Origin of the sequence: Shewanella sp. ULN5, from assembly GCF_030731885.1 — a bacterium.
In the GTDB taxonomy this organism is placed as follows: domain Bacteria; phylum Pseudomonadota; class Gammaproteobacteria; order Enterobacterales; family Shewanellaceae; genus Shewanella; species Shewanella holmiensis.
Genome location: NZ_JAPJEE010000018.1, coordinates 22843 through 37573, shown reverse-complemented (window position 1 = coordinate 37573; position 14731 = coordinate 22843). Strand labels below are relative to the sequence as shown.

Annotated in this window: 13 protein-coding genes; 4 read left to right on the top strand and 9 right to left on the bottom strand. The window is 42.2% G+C overall.

Going from position 1 to position 14731, the window contains the following annotated elements; genetic code table 11:
* Positions 1–59 precede the first annotated feature (59 nt).
* The 3 genes from ORI98_RS15155 to ORI98_RS15145 all read left to right on the top strand — a co-directional run bounded on the left by ORI98_RS15155 (position 60) and on the right by ORI98_RS15145 (position 2817).
* A complete protein-coding gene (locus ORI98_RS15155) occupies positions 60–638 on the top strand; it encodes a hypothetical protein (protein WP_306135790.1) in 579 nt (192 codons plus the stop codon).
* Positions 639–912: 274 nt separating this feature from the next.
* On the top strand, positions 913–1773 hold the full coding sequence (locus ORI98_RS15150) for an LPO_1073/Vpar_1526 family protein (RefSeq protein ID WP_306135789.1): 861 nt from the start codon (positions 913–915) through the stop codon (positions 1771–1773).
* A 261-nt stretch (positions 1774–2034) separates the two neighbouring features.
* Positions 2035–2817 carry a restriction endonuclease gene (locus ORI98_RS15145; protein WP_306135788.1) on the top strand — a complete coding sequence of 261 codons (783 nt, stop codon included), beginning with the start codon at positions 2035–2037 and terminating at the stop codon, positions 2815–2817.
* A 520-nt stretch (positions 2818–3337) separates the two neighbouring features.
* Here ORI98_RS15145 and yqfB read toward each other — a convergent pair.
* Together yqfB and ORI98_RS15135 are read right to left on the bottom strand one after the other, a co-directional pair.
* Positions 3338–3652: a N(4)-acetylcytidine aminohydrolase gene (yqfB, locus tag ORI98_RS15140; RefSeq protein WP_261299800.1), complete on the bottom strand. Its 315-nt coding sequence runs from the start codon at positions 3650–3652 to the stop codon at positions 3338–3340.
* A 19-nt stretch (positions 3653–3671) separates the two neighbouring features.
* Positions 3672–4541, bottom strand: coding sequence for an AraC family transcriptional regulator (locus ORI98_RS15135; protein ID WP_306135787.1), 870 nt, complete (start codon positions 4539–4541; stop codon positions 3672–3674).
* Between the two features lie 270 nt (positions 4542–4811).
* Between ORI98_RS15135 and ORI98_RS15130 the strand changes: the two genes are divergently transcribed.
* Positions 4812–5975: an iron-containing alcohol dehydrogenase gene (locus ORI98_RS15130; RefSeq protein ID WP_306135786.1), complete on the top strand. Its 1164-nt coding sequence runs from the start codon at positions 4812–4814 to the stop codon at positions 5973–5975.
* Between the two features lie 397 nt (positions 5976–6372).
* Here ORI98_RS15130 and ORI98_RS15125 read toward each other — a convergent pair whose 3' ends face one another.
* From ORI98_RS15125 to ORI98_RS15095, 7 genes are all read right to left on the bottom strand, one after another.
* Positions 6373–7296, bottom strand: a complete 924-nt coding sequence (locus ORI98_RS15125; RefSeq protein ID WP_306135785.1) for a hypothetical protein — start codon at positions 7294–7296, stop codon at positions 6373–6375.
* 226 nt (positions 7297–7522) lie between these two features.
* A complete protein-coding gene (locus tag ORI98_RS15120) occupies positions 7523–8392 on the bottom strand; it encodes a DMT family transporter (RefSeq protein ID WP_261299804.1) in 870 nt (289 codons plus the stop codon).
* Positions 8393–8608: 216 nt separating this feature from the next.
* Positions 8609–9586 (bottom strand): formate dehydrogenase subunit gamma, encoded by a 978-nt coding sequence (locus ORI98_RS15115; protein ID WP_261299805.1) that lies wholly within the window; start codon positions 9584–9586, stop codon positions 8609–8611.
* 78 nt (positions 9587–9664) lie between these two features.
* A complete protein-coding gene (gene fdh3B, locus ORI98_RS15110; RefSeq protein ID WP_261299806.1) occupies positions 9665–10234 on the bottom strand; it encodes a formate dehydrogenase FDH3 subunit beta in 570 nt (189 codons plus the stop codon).
* A 29-nt stretch (positions 10235–10263) separates the two neighbouring features.
* Positions 10264–13119, bottom strand: coding sequence for a molybdopterin-dependent oxidoreductase (locus tag ORI98_RS15105; protein WP_306135784.1), 2856 nt, complete (start codon positions 13117–13119; stop codon positions 10264–10266).
* 18 nt (positions 13120–13137) lie between these two features.
* Positions 13138–13335: a twin-arginine translocation signal domain-containing protein gene (locus ORI98_RS15100; protein WP_306135783.1), complete on the bottom strand. Its 198-nt coding sequence runs from the start codon at positions 13333–13335 to the stop codon at positions 13138–13140.
* A gap of 377 nt (positions 13336–13712) precedes the next feature.
* The gene (locus ORI98_RS15095) at positions 13713–14726 is read right to left on the bottom strand and encodes a formate dehydrogenase subunit gamma (protein ID WP_261299809.1); all 1014 of its coding nucleotides are present in this window, start codon (positions 14724–14726) and stop codon (positions 13713–13715) included.
* Positions 14727–14731: the final 5 nt, after the last annotated feature.

The window sequence follows — 14731 nt, the reverse complement described above, 5'->3', positions numbered from 1 at the left end:
GCCTTCGGCTCCGTAATTTTCCGTTGCTAAAGGCGTTAGGGTACCAATGAGGTTGTTGCATGGATAACGAAGTAAGAAAAATTTCAAATCATATGTTTGATCTTGGAAAGTACCTATTAGGTCATGGAATAGAACACGTTATTTTTACAGGAATGCGTCATCCTTTTTGGTCTGCGATGGGAGTTTTACATGTTGCTCAAGCCGCTGAAATATTGATAAAAGCAGCAATAGCTAAAGAACATCCATTATTAATTTTTACAGACTTACCTAGACTATCTCAAATTAAAGAAGAGAAATTAACAACAGAGCAGTTAATGGCAAAAGCCAAAACAGTTCAATATAGTAAATTACCAGATTTATTATGGGCTGCTACAGCTTACGAAATTACAGAGTTAGATATATTTAGAGAAATCGGTGAGCAACGTAATCGTATACAGCACTTAGCTGTCCCTGATGCTGATTTTAATGACTTGGTATTTCGATTTTGTATTTTAGTTATAGACCCATTGATGAATCATTTTTTTGGTGAACGTTTTCTCGATGATTTAGTTTTTGATGACGAATACATTTTTGAAGATGACTTATTGAAAGACTCTATTGAATCAACAGGCTTAGAGTACACTGGTAAGTTACCCTAACAAGGCGTTTAAACGTCGGAGGTATCGTGCAATTAATCATCAAAATCTTATCGGCATTAGCATTAGCGGTTTCTCTATGTTGGTTGTTTTTCGAGCCAAGTTTTGAACCCCTATTAACATCAGTTGTTTCTCTTTCGGCTCTAATCTCGTCATTTGTTTTTGGCAACAGCAAGAACGAGCAAAGTGGAAGCCAAAATCAGCAAGTGTCGTCGAACTCAACAGGTATCCAAGCTGGCGGAAATGTGACTATAAATAATTCGAGTAAGGAAGGTTAATGTTAGGGAAAAGCCAAGATCAGAAAGTTGCTGAAAACTCCACTGCTATTCAAGCTACTGGAAACGTAACAGTTAACAATGGGCTATCTGTTGCCGAGGTTAAAGAGTTATGTTTGTTGTTTTTGAAGGATAACTTTCCAGCTTTAAGAGAAGAAGCTATTCGAGAAGCCGAGGGTAATGTTAGAGAATTTGCACAGGAGTTAGAACAAAAAATTGTTCAAAATGCGCAATTTATTACATTGGAAAAATTTAAAGATCCTGATGTGCAAGCGGCAATCAATGATGCGGTGCAATCAAGTGCAAGACGCGGAAAAAAAGCAAATACAAGTGTTCTTGTCGATTTGATCTCCGAGAGAGCTTCGGTTTCATCTTCTGACTTTAAAGATATCGTATTGTCTGAGGCAGTTAATGTGGTTCCTAAGCTTACACGAGAGCAGATATCATATTTATCTTTTATCCATTATATGACACATTGCGGTCGTAATGGATTGCAACATGTATCTCAACTAGAACCTTTCTCAATTATGGCATTAAACGCTGTTTCTGCAGGCTTTGGCTTATCGGATTCCCAAAAACGTCATATTCAGTTTGCTGGAACTTGCTCGATTATGTCGATGATGCATATAGATATTTATGACGGCTGGATCAACTCTTTATTTAAAAGTCTAGGATACACTGATAAAGAAAAGTTCAAGTCTGATGTTGCTCAGTTCAGCCCATCAACCAAAAAGTTACTTGAAGAATTCGATAAAGATAGTAAAGGCGGTCAGGTAACTTTAACAAGTGTTGGCCAAGCAATAGCTATCGCCAATCTTTCGAAAAGCTTAGGTCGTCTAGACTACTCAATCTGGATTAAATAGACGTATAACAGTTGGCTCGGTTTCGCTTCGCTTCACATTTTAGCCAACTATTACTCACCGCTTAAGGCGGCGTTGAGGCTGTAGAATTACTCATTTGGTCAAATTTTTAGGTGATTTTAGGGGACTCAAATGCATTGCTTAGTGCGAGATAATCGCTTAGAAAGCGATACAGGAGGTCTAGGAAATGGCCAAATTTATAAAAATAGAAATTCTACAGGCTCGTTATGTGCCTGTGCATTACACTAATTTTCAGGAGTTTTGATGTCTAGCAAAAGAGAAAATTCTGATTGGTATATATTCCAAGAAGATATTAAGAAACACTTTGAGTCAATGGGTACTGATGCTAAAACTAACGTAAAAGTATCTGGAGTTCGAGCTAATCATGATATTGACGTTTTAGTTAAATCTAAGTTCCTTGGAAGTGATATAACATGGATTATCGAGGCTAAAAAATGGAAATCTAATGTTCCCAAAGAAAAGGTTTTAGCTCTTCAAACTATCGTGCAAGATATTGGTGCTGATCGTGGTTTTATAATTTCAGAGAAAGGTTTCCAGTCTGGGGCGCACCAAGCTGCTGAAAATAGTAATATTTCGCTAGTTAACTATAATGAGTTATTATCTTCAACCAAACAATACATGGATCTAGAAATACTTAAACATTACGAACAGCGTTGTGAAATTTTAGCCGCTCGCTACATTGCTCATCCCAAAAGAGTTCGCCGTGAATATAATTTAAGACATGATATTTGTGCACCATTATCCCCATTTTCTGGCAGTACTTTACTTCGATATGTTGAGAAAGTTATAGAGTGCATCAAAAACAGAGAATATCCAATAAACACTGACACTGGACTTAAAATTAATGCTGGTGAGCAAACGATTGAAGATTTTCAGCAAGCATGTAATTGGTTAAGTTTAAATTTGAACCTCCTTGATAAACAGTTAATTCAAGCTGAATATTGGATGATGAAGTGCGATGATTTTAGACCTAAATTCGAATACTGGAAAAGCGTAGCATCTCCTGAATTTGGAAAAACTGACTAAATGCACATAACAAGTTGCTTAAACGGAACTAAAACAGTGGGTTACGTTTCGCTTCGCTCCACATTATAACCCACAATTTTAGTCCGCTTAGCAAGGCGTTGAGGCTGTAGAATTTCTCTTTTTAAAGAAAAACAGCCATTTTTAGGGTTCAAAATGCAATTTAGTTGGGTCAGGGTAAACTTTATAAAAATAAATTAACCGTTCAGCTTTTATCCTGCTTTATATAGCTTTTTACCACAATCATCAATGAAGCTAAATCGAAGAAACAAAAATTCAGGTGCAGATGAGCCAGCGAGTATCCAAAACAAGGCGAAGTTTCACTAAGTGAAACATTTCTGAGCGAGAGGCATGGATGCCGAACTGGCTTTTTAACAGGGATGTTATTGGTTTTGGTTAAGCTCACAAGGATGTGCTTGCTGCGTCTCGCTGGATTATCTGCACATTGGGTTGCCCCTTAATATCTGACCCAGAGTGATTGCACTTCAGAAATTTATTGGAAGTAGAAAACTCACTAATCCACTCACTTAACCAGCTCAAATGAAATCATAAACAATGACTGTTGGTTTGGGTAAACCTTCTGAATAATCTGCTTTAATTCATCTAAAGGCAGGCTTTCTTGCTGCGCATGAAACGCATTTATGTCATCAAACGCCAATGGCTCAACTGACAAAATAGTTATATCACACACCTTTTGATGGGTTTCAAGGGTGAATACTTCCACTTGCGAACCGGGCACATAATGGTTTTCAGATGCGTCTCGAATGGTAATGGTTTTAGCGCCACTGGCTACCAGTGGGGTTAAGTATTCAAAAAAAGTGATGCTGGTTGGGATCATTATTTTAGCCTTTTGTCTGTTATTGGCGAGCACACTCACCGGGGCTTTGGTCAAAATAACGTTTAAATTCACGGCTAAATTGCGCGCTGCTTTCATAGCCCACTTGCGTGGCCACGTCTTTTACTTTTAACCGCTGCGCTTGGAGTAGTTCTTTGGCGCGTGTTAGTCTAATTTTCTTCAAATACTGAATAGGTGATGAAGATGTCACCTCTTTAAAGCAACGATGAAATGCCGATGGGCTCATGTTAACGAGGCTTGCTAAGGTATCCACTTCAACTGATTCACCATAATGCCGATGGATATAGCTTAACGCTTTTTCAACTCGAGATAACCGCGTATGACTAAGCGACAAAGCATACAAAGGGGCGGCATTTGGGCTATCAAGTAATCGATACAACAGCTCAAGCACGAGTGCTTCACCCATCACCTTAGCTTCGAGTGGCGATTGTAAAGCTTGCAGTAACCTAAACACACTACAATCCATCTCTTCTGTGGTCGGTGCCACAAAATATCCCGGTTGCGGCGATTCATTCAAGTCTTTAGGTATTTGATGATGCTCATCCAGTAAGCGAATAATATGGTTCAGCTGCACTAGGTCTATATCAACCATTAATACCAATACAGGCTCTTGTTCACTGGCAAAGGTTTCACACTCCACCGGTAAAGGAACTGTCATCACTAATGCATTTTGACTGTCATAATCGAATGTTTGCTCATCTAAATACAGACGCTTTTTACCTTGGCCGACAAATAGCATCCCCTGCGAATAACACATAGGCCCACGTGCACCATATTGCGACCCTCTAAAAACATGCACACCTTTTAAGTGAGTTGGGTTCACGCCTTCTTTTGGCGCTAATGCAGCCATTAATGTTGCGATATCTGTCATTGCGATCACTCGTTACACACTATTCAAACAGATTACCACTAAAGCAGAAAAATGCATAAAAAAAGCTATAAATAAGCCATATAACATAAAAATAAGTAGGAATAGGCACAAACACAATAGTTATGTGTCTGTTTATTTGGTGTCAGAGGTTTATGATCGTTTCATCAAATTTAATTGTGATAACAAGGCGCTGACTGTTGTCACGAAAACACGCTTAACTTCATGCACCGACACCTTGTGGCTGGTGCAACCAAATAAGGTGACATCTCTATGCTTAACTTTAATTACCGTAACCCTACCCATGTTGTTTTTGGCAAAGACCGTATCGCTGAATTAGACCAATTGGTACCCGCGAATGCCAAAGTACTTATCACGTATGGCGGCGGTAGCGTTGTCCGTTTTGGGACGCTAGATAAAGTCAAATCAGCACTGGGCAATCGCACAGTGATTGAGTTTGGTGGTATTGAAGCCAACCCTAAATACGACACGCTAATGCAAGCCGTTGAAGTGGCACGTAGTGAAAAAATCGATTTTTTATTGGCTGTGGGTGGCGGTTCAGTAATGGACGGCACTAAGTTTATTGCCCTAGCTATCCAGTTTGAAGGTGACACTGCTAGCCTACTTCATCATGGTTTTGCGCCAGTACCTGTTGCTGAAGATAAAGTGATTCCATTAGGCGTGATTGCGACTTTGCCTGCTACGGGTTCAGAAATGAACGCGTTTGCTGTGGTTAGCTATCAAGGCGGTAAGTTCCCTGTAAACCACCCTAATGTTTACCCAACTTTTGCCATATTAGACCCAGAGTTAACCTTCAGCTTGCCTAAAATTCAAGTGGCTAATGGGGTTGTCGATGCCTTTGTACATGTACTTGAGCAATATGCGACTTACCCTGTTGATGCCCGAGTGCAAGACCGCACCGCAGAAGGCATTATGCGAACCTTAATTGAGATAGGCCCTATTACTGTAGAAGAGCCAACCAATTATGAAGCGCGCGCTAACTTAATGTGGAGCGCCACATCGGCCTTAAACGGCATGATTGGTGCTGGAGTCCCATTTGATTGGACGACCCACATGATTGGTCATGAGTTAACCGCCATTTTCAACATTGATCACGCACAAACCTTAGCCGTGGTGTTGCCGTCAGTTTGGCGAGTATTGAAACAACAAAAACACGCTAAGTTACTGCAATATGCAGAGCGTGTATGGGACATTACCGAAGGTGATGAAGACAGCCGCATTGAGCAAGCCATAGTAAAAACAGAAGCATTTTTCCAACAGGTTGGTTTAAAAACGCGCTTACGTGATCATGGTGTTGAGTTATCTCAAATTGACAGCGTTGTGAACGCACTTGACGCCCATGGTATGACAGCATTATCTGAAACCGGCAAAGTGGATTTAGCCATGAGCCGTAAAATTTTAGAAATGTCGTACTAAGATTTTGACCAGCCTCAACTTGAGTAAATAGTTAACTCAAGTAAGGGTAAGGTGGCCAGGTTCAACAGCGATAAATCAAGCTTGAACTTGGCCAAAATACTAAGACGCCACCGCTTGCCACAGCTAGCCTATTGCAAACCATCTAGTGAAAAAGTCATACGGGTATCGATGTTACCATCGGCTTGCTAAGCCTTCATTATCTCAACAGCGCGCTAAACTGAGCTTAACTAACGCGACCAAAAATGGCCTTTGTTCAATGGCTATCAAGTCATGCGCTATCAAGTTGAGCAATAATCCTGCCACACACTAAATGAATCAGAAAAACAGCTTTACCTAGGGCGATTAAGTAAACTGAACACTCGCTAAGTACAAACAGCTTAATAGCGTCATAAGTTAGCTATTTCTGGTATTGCGCACATAACGCAGCAAAATCACTTTTAGGATTAAGTAAAAAATCAGCCCCGACAATTGAGGTCATTTGCTGCTTTGACACTAATGGATTCTCAATTTTAAGCACTAAGCGGCTATTCAACTGACTTTTCAGTAAACATTCACAATTGTGGCGATAAAAAAAGGCGTCAAATTGCCCATTGTCGATAATGCGTTTGAGGCCCACTTTAATGCGGTCAGCTAATCGCGGATGATGAGGTGAAACATAAAAGTAAGTGGCTAATGGAATATGCAGCACTAGGCTTTCATCAACCGTCAATTGCGGGTAAAGCTGGTGATAAGCAGCTATCTCCTGATAAGCCTCATTTACCCCGCGGCCAAACGTGATAAAACGCCCTTTTGACAACATATTAAACAGGTTTTCATAGTGAACATTTTCTACCACTTTAAAACCCGCTTGTTGCATCGCAATCTTGGTAGTCCACTGACTACCCGATCCTGTAGGTAAAGACATGAATTGCGCTAAAGAGGTAACAGCCTTTAATTTAGCGACATCATCTTGATTGATGATAAATAACCTAAAACCTTGAACACCTTTACGTATGGGGATATAAATTGGCAATAATGCATTATTCCATTCAATGTTGCTGGCTTCTGCCATCACATTGATCATTTCGCCCTGCTCTAACGCTTTTAGCTCTCGATTTCGGCTCATTGTCATATCCGCAACCGTCAACGTTGCGTCACCAAAATCAGCCTGCGTGGCCTCAATAACTAACTGTAATAGTTCGTAGGTATACTGATACCGAGCATCCTTTGTGGATTCTGGATGATTGGTAATGAAGTGATCTGTGGCATAAACCGAAGGCACACAACCACAGAACAGCAAAATGACACATACACATTTAGCGCGGAAGAATAATTTAACCATTGTTCGAAAAGCCCATATGAAAATCCTTTTCACTATTTCAACACCCAGTGTAGCTTAATTCACCACCGACACTGGTGCTGTTATCGATATTAATTCATATAGTTAAGAAAATTTCATTCTGAATGAATTTAATTACATGTCTGCTAATAGTTACAACCATATCTCTTTCAATCCTATGGCTTTAAACGACGTCTGCATACATTACTTTGATTAAACAGTTTCAGCGCTACACTCCCATTTCAACGGCTTTTTTAGGGGTAAAGCTACTGCCTAATGAGGCGATAATCACTAAGCCGATGGCTGACCACTGCAACAAAGTTAATTGCTCACTTAAAATCACCAAACCTGCCAATGCCGCTATCGCGGGTTCAAGACTCATTAACACACTAAAGGTTTGTGTAGGCATATTTCTTAGGGCGATCATTTCTAATGAATAAGGTAAGGCACTCGACAATATGCCTATCAGTAACCCTAGCGGTAAAACTTGCCAGCTGATTAACGCTAATCCCTGGCTTATGGCTCCAACTGGCACTAAAACAATGGCAGCAACAGTCATCCCTAAGGCGACAGTAATACCGCCTGAGGCTTGTTTTCCGGTGCGGGTACCAAACAGGATATAGCCCGCCCAACACGCACCCGCTCCCAACGCTAAAATAACCCCTGTAATATCCAGCCCTTGCGCACTGGACATATCGGGCATCAACAGCAAAATTCCCACAATCGCACAGGCAACCCAAAATAAATCGGTTTTACGTTTCGAGCCGAATAAGGCAACGGCTAAAGGCCCAGTGAACTCAAGCGCAACGGCAATTCCTAGCGGGATCCTATCGATGGAAAGGTAAAACAGAATATTCATACCACCTAGACACAAGCCATAGACGATAATACTGCGCCAATCTCGCCCCTGAGGCAAAGCTCGCCAGGGACGAAATACCAACCAAAGCACTGCTGCAGCAAAGCCCAAACGCAATGCGGTGGTGCCCTCTGGCCCTACTAACGGGAAAAGCTGCTTTGCTAAAGACGCACCAGATTGAATGGTGATCATCGCCAGTAAAACACTGCCTATCGCGGTCAGCAGTATGCGGTTAACTTGCATTAAAAATTCGCCTAAATAAATACTCAATAAGGGGGGAGGCATTTTACCCGAATAATCCCCATTCGAGTAAAATTTTATCTCGTCACATGTGGAAGCCAATTTACCTAAAAGGTCTATTTAAGTGAGCCTTAAGGTAGATTGATGTAAACAAAAACACCTTGTTAGCATGCCAACAAGGTGTTTAACGTTTACCCTAATATTAAGTAACTCTGTTTATTACTCTTTGTATTTTAAGGTGCCGTTTTCTTTGATCTCGTCATACCATAAATTATGGTGCTGACTTGCCCAGTTTTCATCACAATAGCCCGACACCATACACTCCATACCACCTTCAGACATAACGGTTGCCATAAAGATATGTACAATAGAGAACGCCGTAATAATAATGGCACTCACTGAGTGCAGTACCAACGCGATTAAGCTGATGGTTCGGCTAGGTTCAAACAGGTTTGGAAATAACAACAACATACCTGATGCAGAAATGACTAGGCCAAATAATGCAAACGCCCAAAACCACATTTTTTCACCCGCGTTAGCAAAACCTGCATCAGCATGCTTGCCTTTAAACGGACCAAAGTTAATGTATCCACCAACCACCAGCATCCACTTGAGGTCATACATTTTCGGCATTTGGTTTTTAGCCCACAACGCGGTCATTAGAAACCAACCTACAACGAAGGGAATCGCCATATAGTCGTGAATCAATTTAGCAGCGTTGATCATGCCAGCCCACACACCATCACTCACATAAGGTTGGAAGAAAAAGCGTCCAGCCAATAGGGTTAAGCCCGTTAAGATGAGCAGCAAGCAGGGTATTGCCCCTAACCAGTGAATCGATACATCAAACTTAGACCAGCGATAGACTAACTTACCAGAAAAACCACCGTGCAATTTTGAGATACCATTTACTTTAATAAACAGCACAAATATGATGATCATTCCAAATAACGCTGCCATTAATGCTGGCGCCAATAAATCACTACGCAGCTCAAACACACGTAAATCATAGGTATTGATCAATTGATTATGTGCTTGGCCGGTCGATGTTGTCACACCTTGAGCACCATCTTTCAACTGTGACCAAATTTGACCCTCTGTCGCGCCTTGTTCAACCTCAGTTGTTGCATTAGCTAATGCCATCACGCTGAAAAACAAGGTAATCGCCACACCACATGCAATAAGTATTTTTTTCATGCTACATCCTTTTGAGTCACTAGGTGTTTGCAAAGCAAACACCTAGGCGCACATTTGGACTAACGCCACAATGAGGGATTATCCCCAAATTGCCTTGTTAGACCCACGAGAAGCAACACGCTCACGGAAGATATCCGACACGACGCCAGCATCACCTGCAAGCAGCGCTTTAGTTGCACATAGCTCCGCACACATAGGTAACTTACCTTCAGCGATACGATTTGAACCGTATTGCTTACGTTCAGCATCTGAATGGTTTTCTTCTGGGCCACCGGCGCAGAATGTACATTTATCCATTTTGCCACGACCGCCAAATACTGACTTTTGTGGGAACTGAGGTGCCCCAAAAGGACAAGCATAAAAACAGTAACCGCAGCCGATACAGGTATTTTTGTCGTGCAGTACGATGCCATCTTCTGTTTTGTAGAAACAATCTGCTGGGCACACTGCCATACAAGGCGCATCACTACAGTGCATACAAGCCACTGAGATAGAGGCTTCACCTGGTACACCATCGTTAATGGTAACAACGCGACGACGTTGAATACCCCACTCTAATGCAGAGTCGTTTTCGTTCTTACATGCAGTGACACAACCATTACATTCGATGCAGCGCTTGGTATCACATAAAAATTTCATTGTAGCCATGTTGGCATTTCTCCTCGCTTAAACTGCAATTACGCTTTTTCAATTTGACAAAGCGATGCTTTGGTTTCCTGCATCTGCGTGACAGGATCATAACCATAAGTCATTGCAGTGTTAGCTGACTCACCAATAACGTAAGGCACTGTGCCCTCGGGATAATTTTGCGCTAAACTTTCGCCATGCATCTCACCCGCAAAGTGATAAGGCATCCAGGTAACGCCTGGTTTAACCCTTGGTGTCACCATAGCTTTAATCTTAATGCGGCCACCCTCAGCGCCTTCTAACCACACTGTGTCGCCATCACGAAGACCGCGATCTGCTGCATCGGCAGGGTTAATTTCAACAAACATTTGCTGTTGAAGCTCTGCTAACCAAGGATTAGAGCGAGACTCTTCACCACCACCTTCATACTCAACCAAACGACCTGAGGTAAGTGCTAATGGATACTTAGCCGCAGTGTCTTTCTCTTGAATAGACTTGTACAAGGTCGGTAGGCGATGCACTTGCATGTCATCATAAGTTGGGTACTTAGCCACTAAGTCACGACGCGGCGTGTATAACGGCTCGCGGTGAACAGGCACTTGATCTGGGAATGTCCAAACAATACAGCGCGCTTTAGCATTACCGTAAGGAATACAACCATGCTTGACTGCCACACGTTGAATACCACCTGAAATGTCGGTTTTCCAGTTTTGGCCTTCTGCATGCTTTTTCTCTTCAGCGGTTAAATCATCCCACCAGCCAAGTTGTTTTAACATGTCAGCGGTAAATTCTGGGTAACCGTCTTCAATTTCAGCACCTTTTGAAAAGCTACCATCAGCAAGGATGTTTTTACCGTTATATTCCACACCGTAACGTGCTCGGAAGTTACCACCACCGTCTTTAACGTGCTTGCTTGTATTGTATAAAATTTGGGTACCTGGATGCTTCTGCTCTGGTGTACCCCAACATGGCCAAGGTAAACCGTAGGTTTCACCTTTCGCAGGGCCGCCTGCTGCTTCAAGTGTCTTGTTGCTGAACGAGCCCCAGTTTTGGGTGTGCAACTTAATACGCTCAGGGCTTTGACCTGTCATACCGATAGTCCACATACCGCGGTTAATTTCGCGAGTAATGTCTTCAATCACTAACATGTCATTTGCGTCTTTAGCGATACGCTTGGTGTACTCTTTATCAAAGCCAAGCTTTTGCGATAAACGGTACATGATTTCTAGGTCGGTTTTCGATTCGAATAACGGCTCGATCACTTTTTCGCGCCACTGCTGGCTACGGCCAGAGTTAGACACTGAACCTTCGGTTTCAAACTGAGTAGATGCTGGTAGCAAGTAAACCCCGTTTTGACGACGATGCATGACACCCGCCATTGTTGGGAAAGGATCAACAACAACAATCGTATCCATTTTATCGAGTGCATCACGTACATCTGATTGACGGGTTTCAGTGTTAACCGACTGTCCCCAGAAGAAGGCCATGCGTACACGATCTTTTTGCGCGAGCTTTTCAGGTGTTTCTAACACACCATCATGCCAACGAGAACAAGGAATACCCGGAGTATTCATAGGCACACGGCCAAGATATTCATTTTGGTCAAAGCGTGATTTAACCCAATTGATATCAAGGCTCCACACGTTGGTCCAGTGATCCCATGCGCCTGAGGTTAAACCGTAATAACCGGGTAAGTTATCAAACAGTAACCCTAAGTCTGTTGCGCCTTGGACGTTATCATGACCACGGAAGATGTTAGTACCACCACCCGACACCCCCATGTTGCCTAAGGCTAATTGCAGAATACAGTAAGCACGTGTGTTGGCGTTACCAACGTGATGCTGAGTACCACCCATACACCAAACAACCGTACCTGGACGGTTGTCAGCCATTAACTTAGCAGCTTGATAAACTTCTTCTTCGCTACAGCCAGTAATGTCTGCGACTTCTTTAGGTGGGAATTTTTTCACTTCTTCACGGATGCTTTCCATTTCGAAAACACGTTCTTTGATGAACGTTTTATCTTCCCAACCATTTTCAAAAATGTGCCACAACATACCGTAGATGAATGGAATATCGGTACCTGGACGTAAACCACAATGCAGATCCGCGTGCGCAGCAGTGCGTGAGAATCGAGGATCAACAACAATAATTTTGGCGTTGTTTTTCTCTTTCGCGATTAAAATATGCTGCATAGCCACAGGATGCGCTTCTGCTGGGTTAGCCCCAATAAAGAAAATCGCATTGGCATTTTGAATATCGTTAAAAGAGTTAGTTTGCGCACCGTAGCCCCAGGTGTTAGCAACACCAGCTACCGTGGTAGAGTGACAAATACGAGCAGAGTGGTCGACGTTGTTAGTGCCCCACATGGCTGCAAATTTACGATACATGTAGCAGCCTTCGTTTGAAAACTTAGCGCTACCCATAAAGTAAAGCGAATCAGGACCAGACTCTTCACGGATTTCCATCATCTTGTCGCCAACTTCGTTAAAAGCTTGCTCCCAAGAAAGTTTTTTCCACTTACCGTCTACCAATTTCATTGGGTATTTTAGACGTTTTTCACCATGGCCATGCTCACGTAAAGCAGCACCTTTGGCGCAATGTCCACCCGCATTGAATGGGTGGTCAAATGCTGGCTCTTGCCCTGTCCACACGCCATTTTGCACTTCAGCATACAAACCACATCCCACAGCACATGCGCTACAAACCGTGCGCTTAATTTCAATCGGTGCATTGTGTGGAACATCTTTGGCTTCGGCACGACGCATCATACCCGCACCGAGCATTGACGCTGCGGCGATACTACCTGTAGTCACACCCATTTGCTTCATAAATTGGCGACGATTGATGCCAAGCTTTGGTGAGTCTGCAGTAGGGGCGATAGTTGACTTACGAGTTAATTTCATCGATTACTTGCTCCTAAACTAACCGCGTAAGCTATCGTAGTAACTGCGAACATGCGCGGTTTCTTGATAACCTTGGGTGTTGGATGTAGTTGTTTTGGTTTCTGTTGCATGGGCAACCTTAATACCGGTCGCTGCAATAGCCACGCCTGCAGTCCCACCTAGGGTTAAGGCTTTCAACAAAGATCTGCGATTGAGATCTGGTTGTTGTTTACTCATATCATCTCCAATTGAAAGGCATTGCTTTCAAGATAAAGTCGAATCAGTGCTCGTTTATAGTTGAAACACTGGCTTACGAACGTTTTAACGTATCGTTTAATGTCGGGGGAGATAGTAGAGATAAATGCAAGTCGATTTGTTGATCACAATGGGGGTTTAACGCTTTTTTATTTGTAAAAAAACCTAAAATGCTTATTAGATCACAATCTTAATGTCTGAAATCATAAATGAGTAATCAAATTATTTTTCAGTGACTTAGGATGTTAAATAACTGAAAAGCAGTGGTTGTGAAACTGTTTCCCTTCCGTTGAGTTGTTGGATAAAAAAACACCCCAAAGTTGCCTTTGAGGTGTTTATCAATCAAGCATTCAATTCAATCAATCTTGATATTTAATCGCGTTGTTTGCTTTCAACTCGTCATACCATAAGTTGTGATGTTGAATAGCCCAGTTTTCATCACAATAGCCGGAAATCATCGACTCCATACCGCCTTCACTCAGTACCGTTGCCATCCAAATATGCACAATGGTAAAACCGATTAAAATAGCAGCACAAATACCATGAACCAACAATGTCGCGATTGAGGCTTCACGCGGTAAGTCAAGCAGTGGTAAAACTAAAATCAACCCAGAAATACTGATAAATAGACCAAATATCGCTAAGGTCCAAAACCACATTTTCTCACCCGCATTGGCAAAACCACTATCGGGATGCTTGCCTTTAAACGGGCCAAAGTTGATATAGCCACCCACCACTAAAAACCATTTTAAGTCATACATCTTAAAGGTTTGTAATGGCATCCACTTGATCATACAAATTAACCAAGACACGATGAAAACCGGTCCTGCCCAATCATGGCTGAATTTACTGGCAGCAATAATACCTGCCCATAAACCTTCGCTAACGTAGGGTTCAATAAAATGTCGTCCAAGCATAATAAATACGCCGGTAAACATTAATATGAAACACGTAATGGCCATAATCCAATGCAACTTAATGTCAGCCTTGGTCCAACGTTCCATCATTTTACCCGAAAAGCCATGGGCAAGTTTTGCTGGACCGTTAACAAGATAAAAGAATAAAAACGCACCAAATATGCCAAATATTGCGACAACGATGGCAGGTTTTAAATACGTATTACGTATTTCTTTACCTTGATTACCGGCTTTATTAATTAACACATTGGCTTCAAGTGCTTTATCAGTACTGTAACCTGACTCACCCGCCTTCACTGCTCGCCAGAGATCTGCATCGCTGGTAGTAGCTGTTTGTTGTTTACTCGATTGTTCATCCGCTGCATGTGCCGTCGGCATAACTAAACCGATAGACATTATCAGCGCTAACAAAGCAAACATCATCCGCAGTGATTTGTTTAACGATGTGTTTAACATTGTCA

What these genes read in the sequence shown, in the direction of transcription:
- ORI98_RS15155 (WP_306135790.1), top strand. Translation starts at nt 60, where the DNA reads ATGGATAACGAAGTAAGAAAAATTTCAAATCATATGTTTGATCTTGGA.
- ORI98_RS15150 (WP_306135789.1), top strand. Translation starts at nt 913, where the DNA reads ATGTTAGGGAAAAGCCAAGATCAGAAAGTTGCTGAAAACTCCACTGCT.
- ORI98_RS15145 (WP_306135788.1), top strand. Translation starts at nt 2,035, where the DNA reads ATGTCTAGCAAAAGAGAAAATTCTGATTGGTATATATTCCAAGAAGAT.
- yqfB (WP_261299800.1), bottom strand. Translation starts at nt 3,652, where the DNA reads ATGATCCCAACCAGCATCACTTTTTTTGAATACTTAACCCCACTGGTA.
- ORI98_RS15135 (WP_306135787.1), bottom strand. Translation starts at nt 4,541, where the DNA reads ATGACAGATATCGCAACATTAATGGCTGCATTAGCGCCAAAAGAAGGC.
- ORI98_RS15130 (WP_306135786.1), top strand. Translation starts at nt 4,812, where the DNA reads ATGCTTAACTTTAATTACCGTAACCCTACCCATGTTGTTTTTGGCAAA.
- ORI98_RS15125 (WP_306135785.1), bottom strand. Translation starts at nt 7,296, where the DNA reads ATGGTTAAATTATTCTTCCGCGCTAAATGTGTATGTGTCATTTTGCTG.
- ORI98_RS15120 (WP_261299804.1), bottom strand. Translation starts at nt 8,392, where the DNA reads ATGCAAGTTAACCGCATACTGCTGACCGCGATAGGCAGTGTTTTACTG.
- ORI98_RS15115 (WP_261299805.1), bottom strand. Translation starts at nt 9,586, where the DNA reads ATGAAAAAAATACTTATTGCATGTGGTGTGGCGATTACCTTGTTTTTC.
- fdh3B (WP_261299806.1), bottom strand. Translation starts at nt 10,234, where the DNA reads ATGGCTACAATGAAATTTTTATGTGATACCAAGCGCTGCATCGAATGT.
- ORI98_RS15105 (WP_306135784.1), bottom strand. Translation starts at nt 13,119, where the DNA reads ATGAAATTAACTCGTAAGTCAACTATCGCCCCTACTGCAGACTCACCA.
- ORI98_RS15100 (WP_306135783.1), bottom strand. Translation starts at nt 13,335, where the DNA reads ATGAGTAAACAACAACCAGATCTCAATCGCAGATCTTTGTTGAAAGCC.
- ORI98_RS15095 (WP_261299809.1), bottom strand. Translation starts at nt 14,726, where the DNA reads ATGTTAAACACATCGTTAAACAAATCACTGCGGATGATGTTTGCTTTG.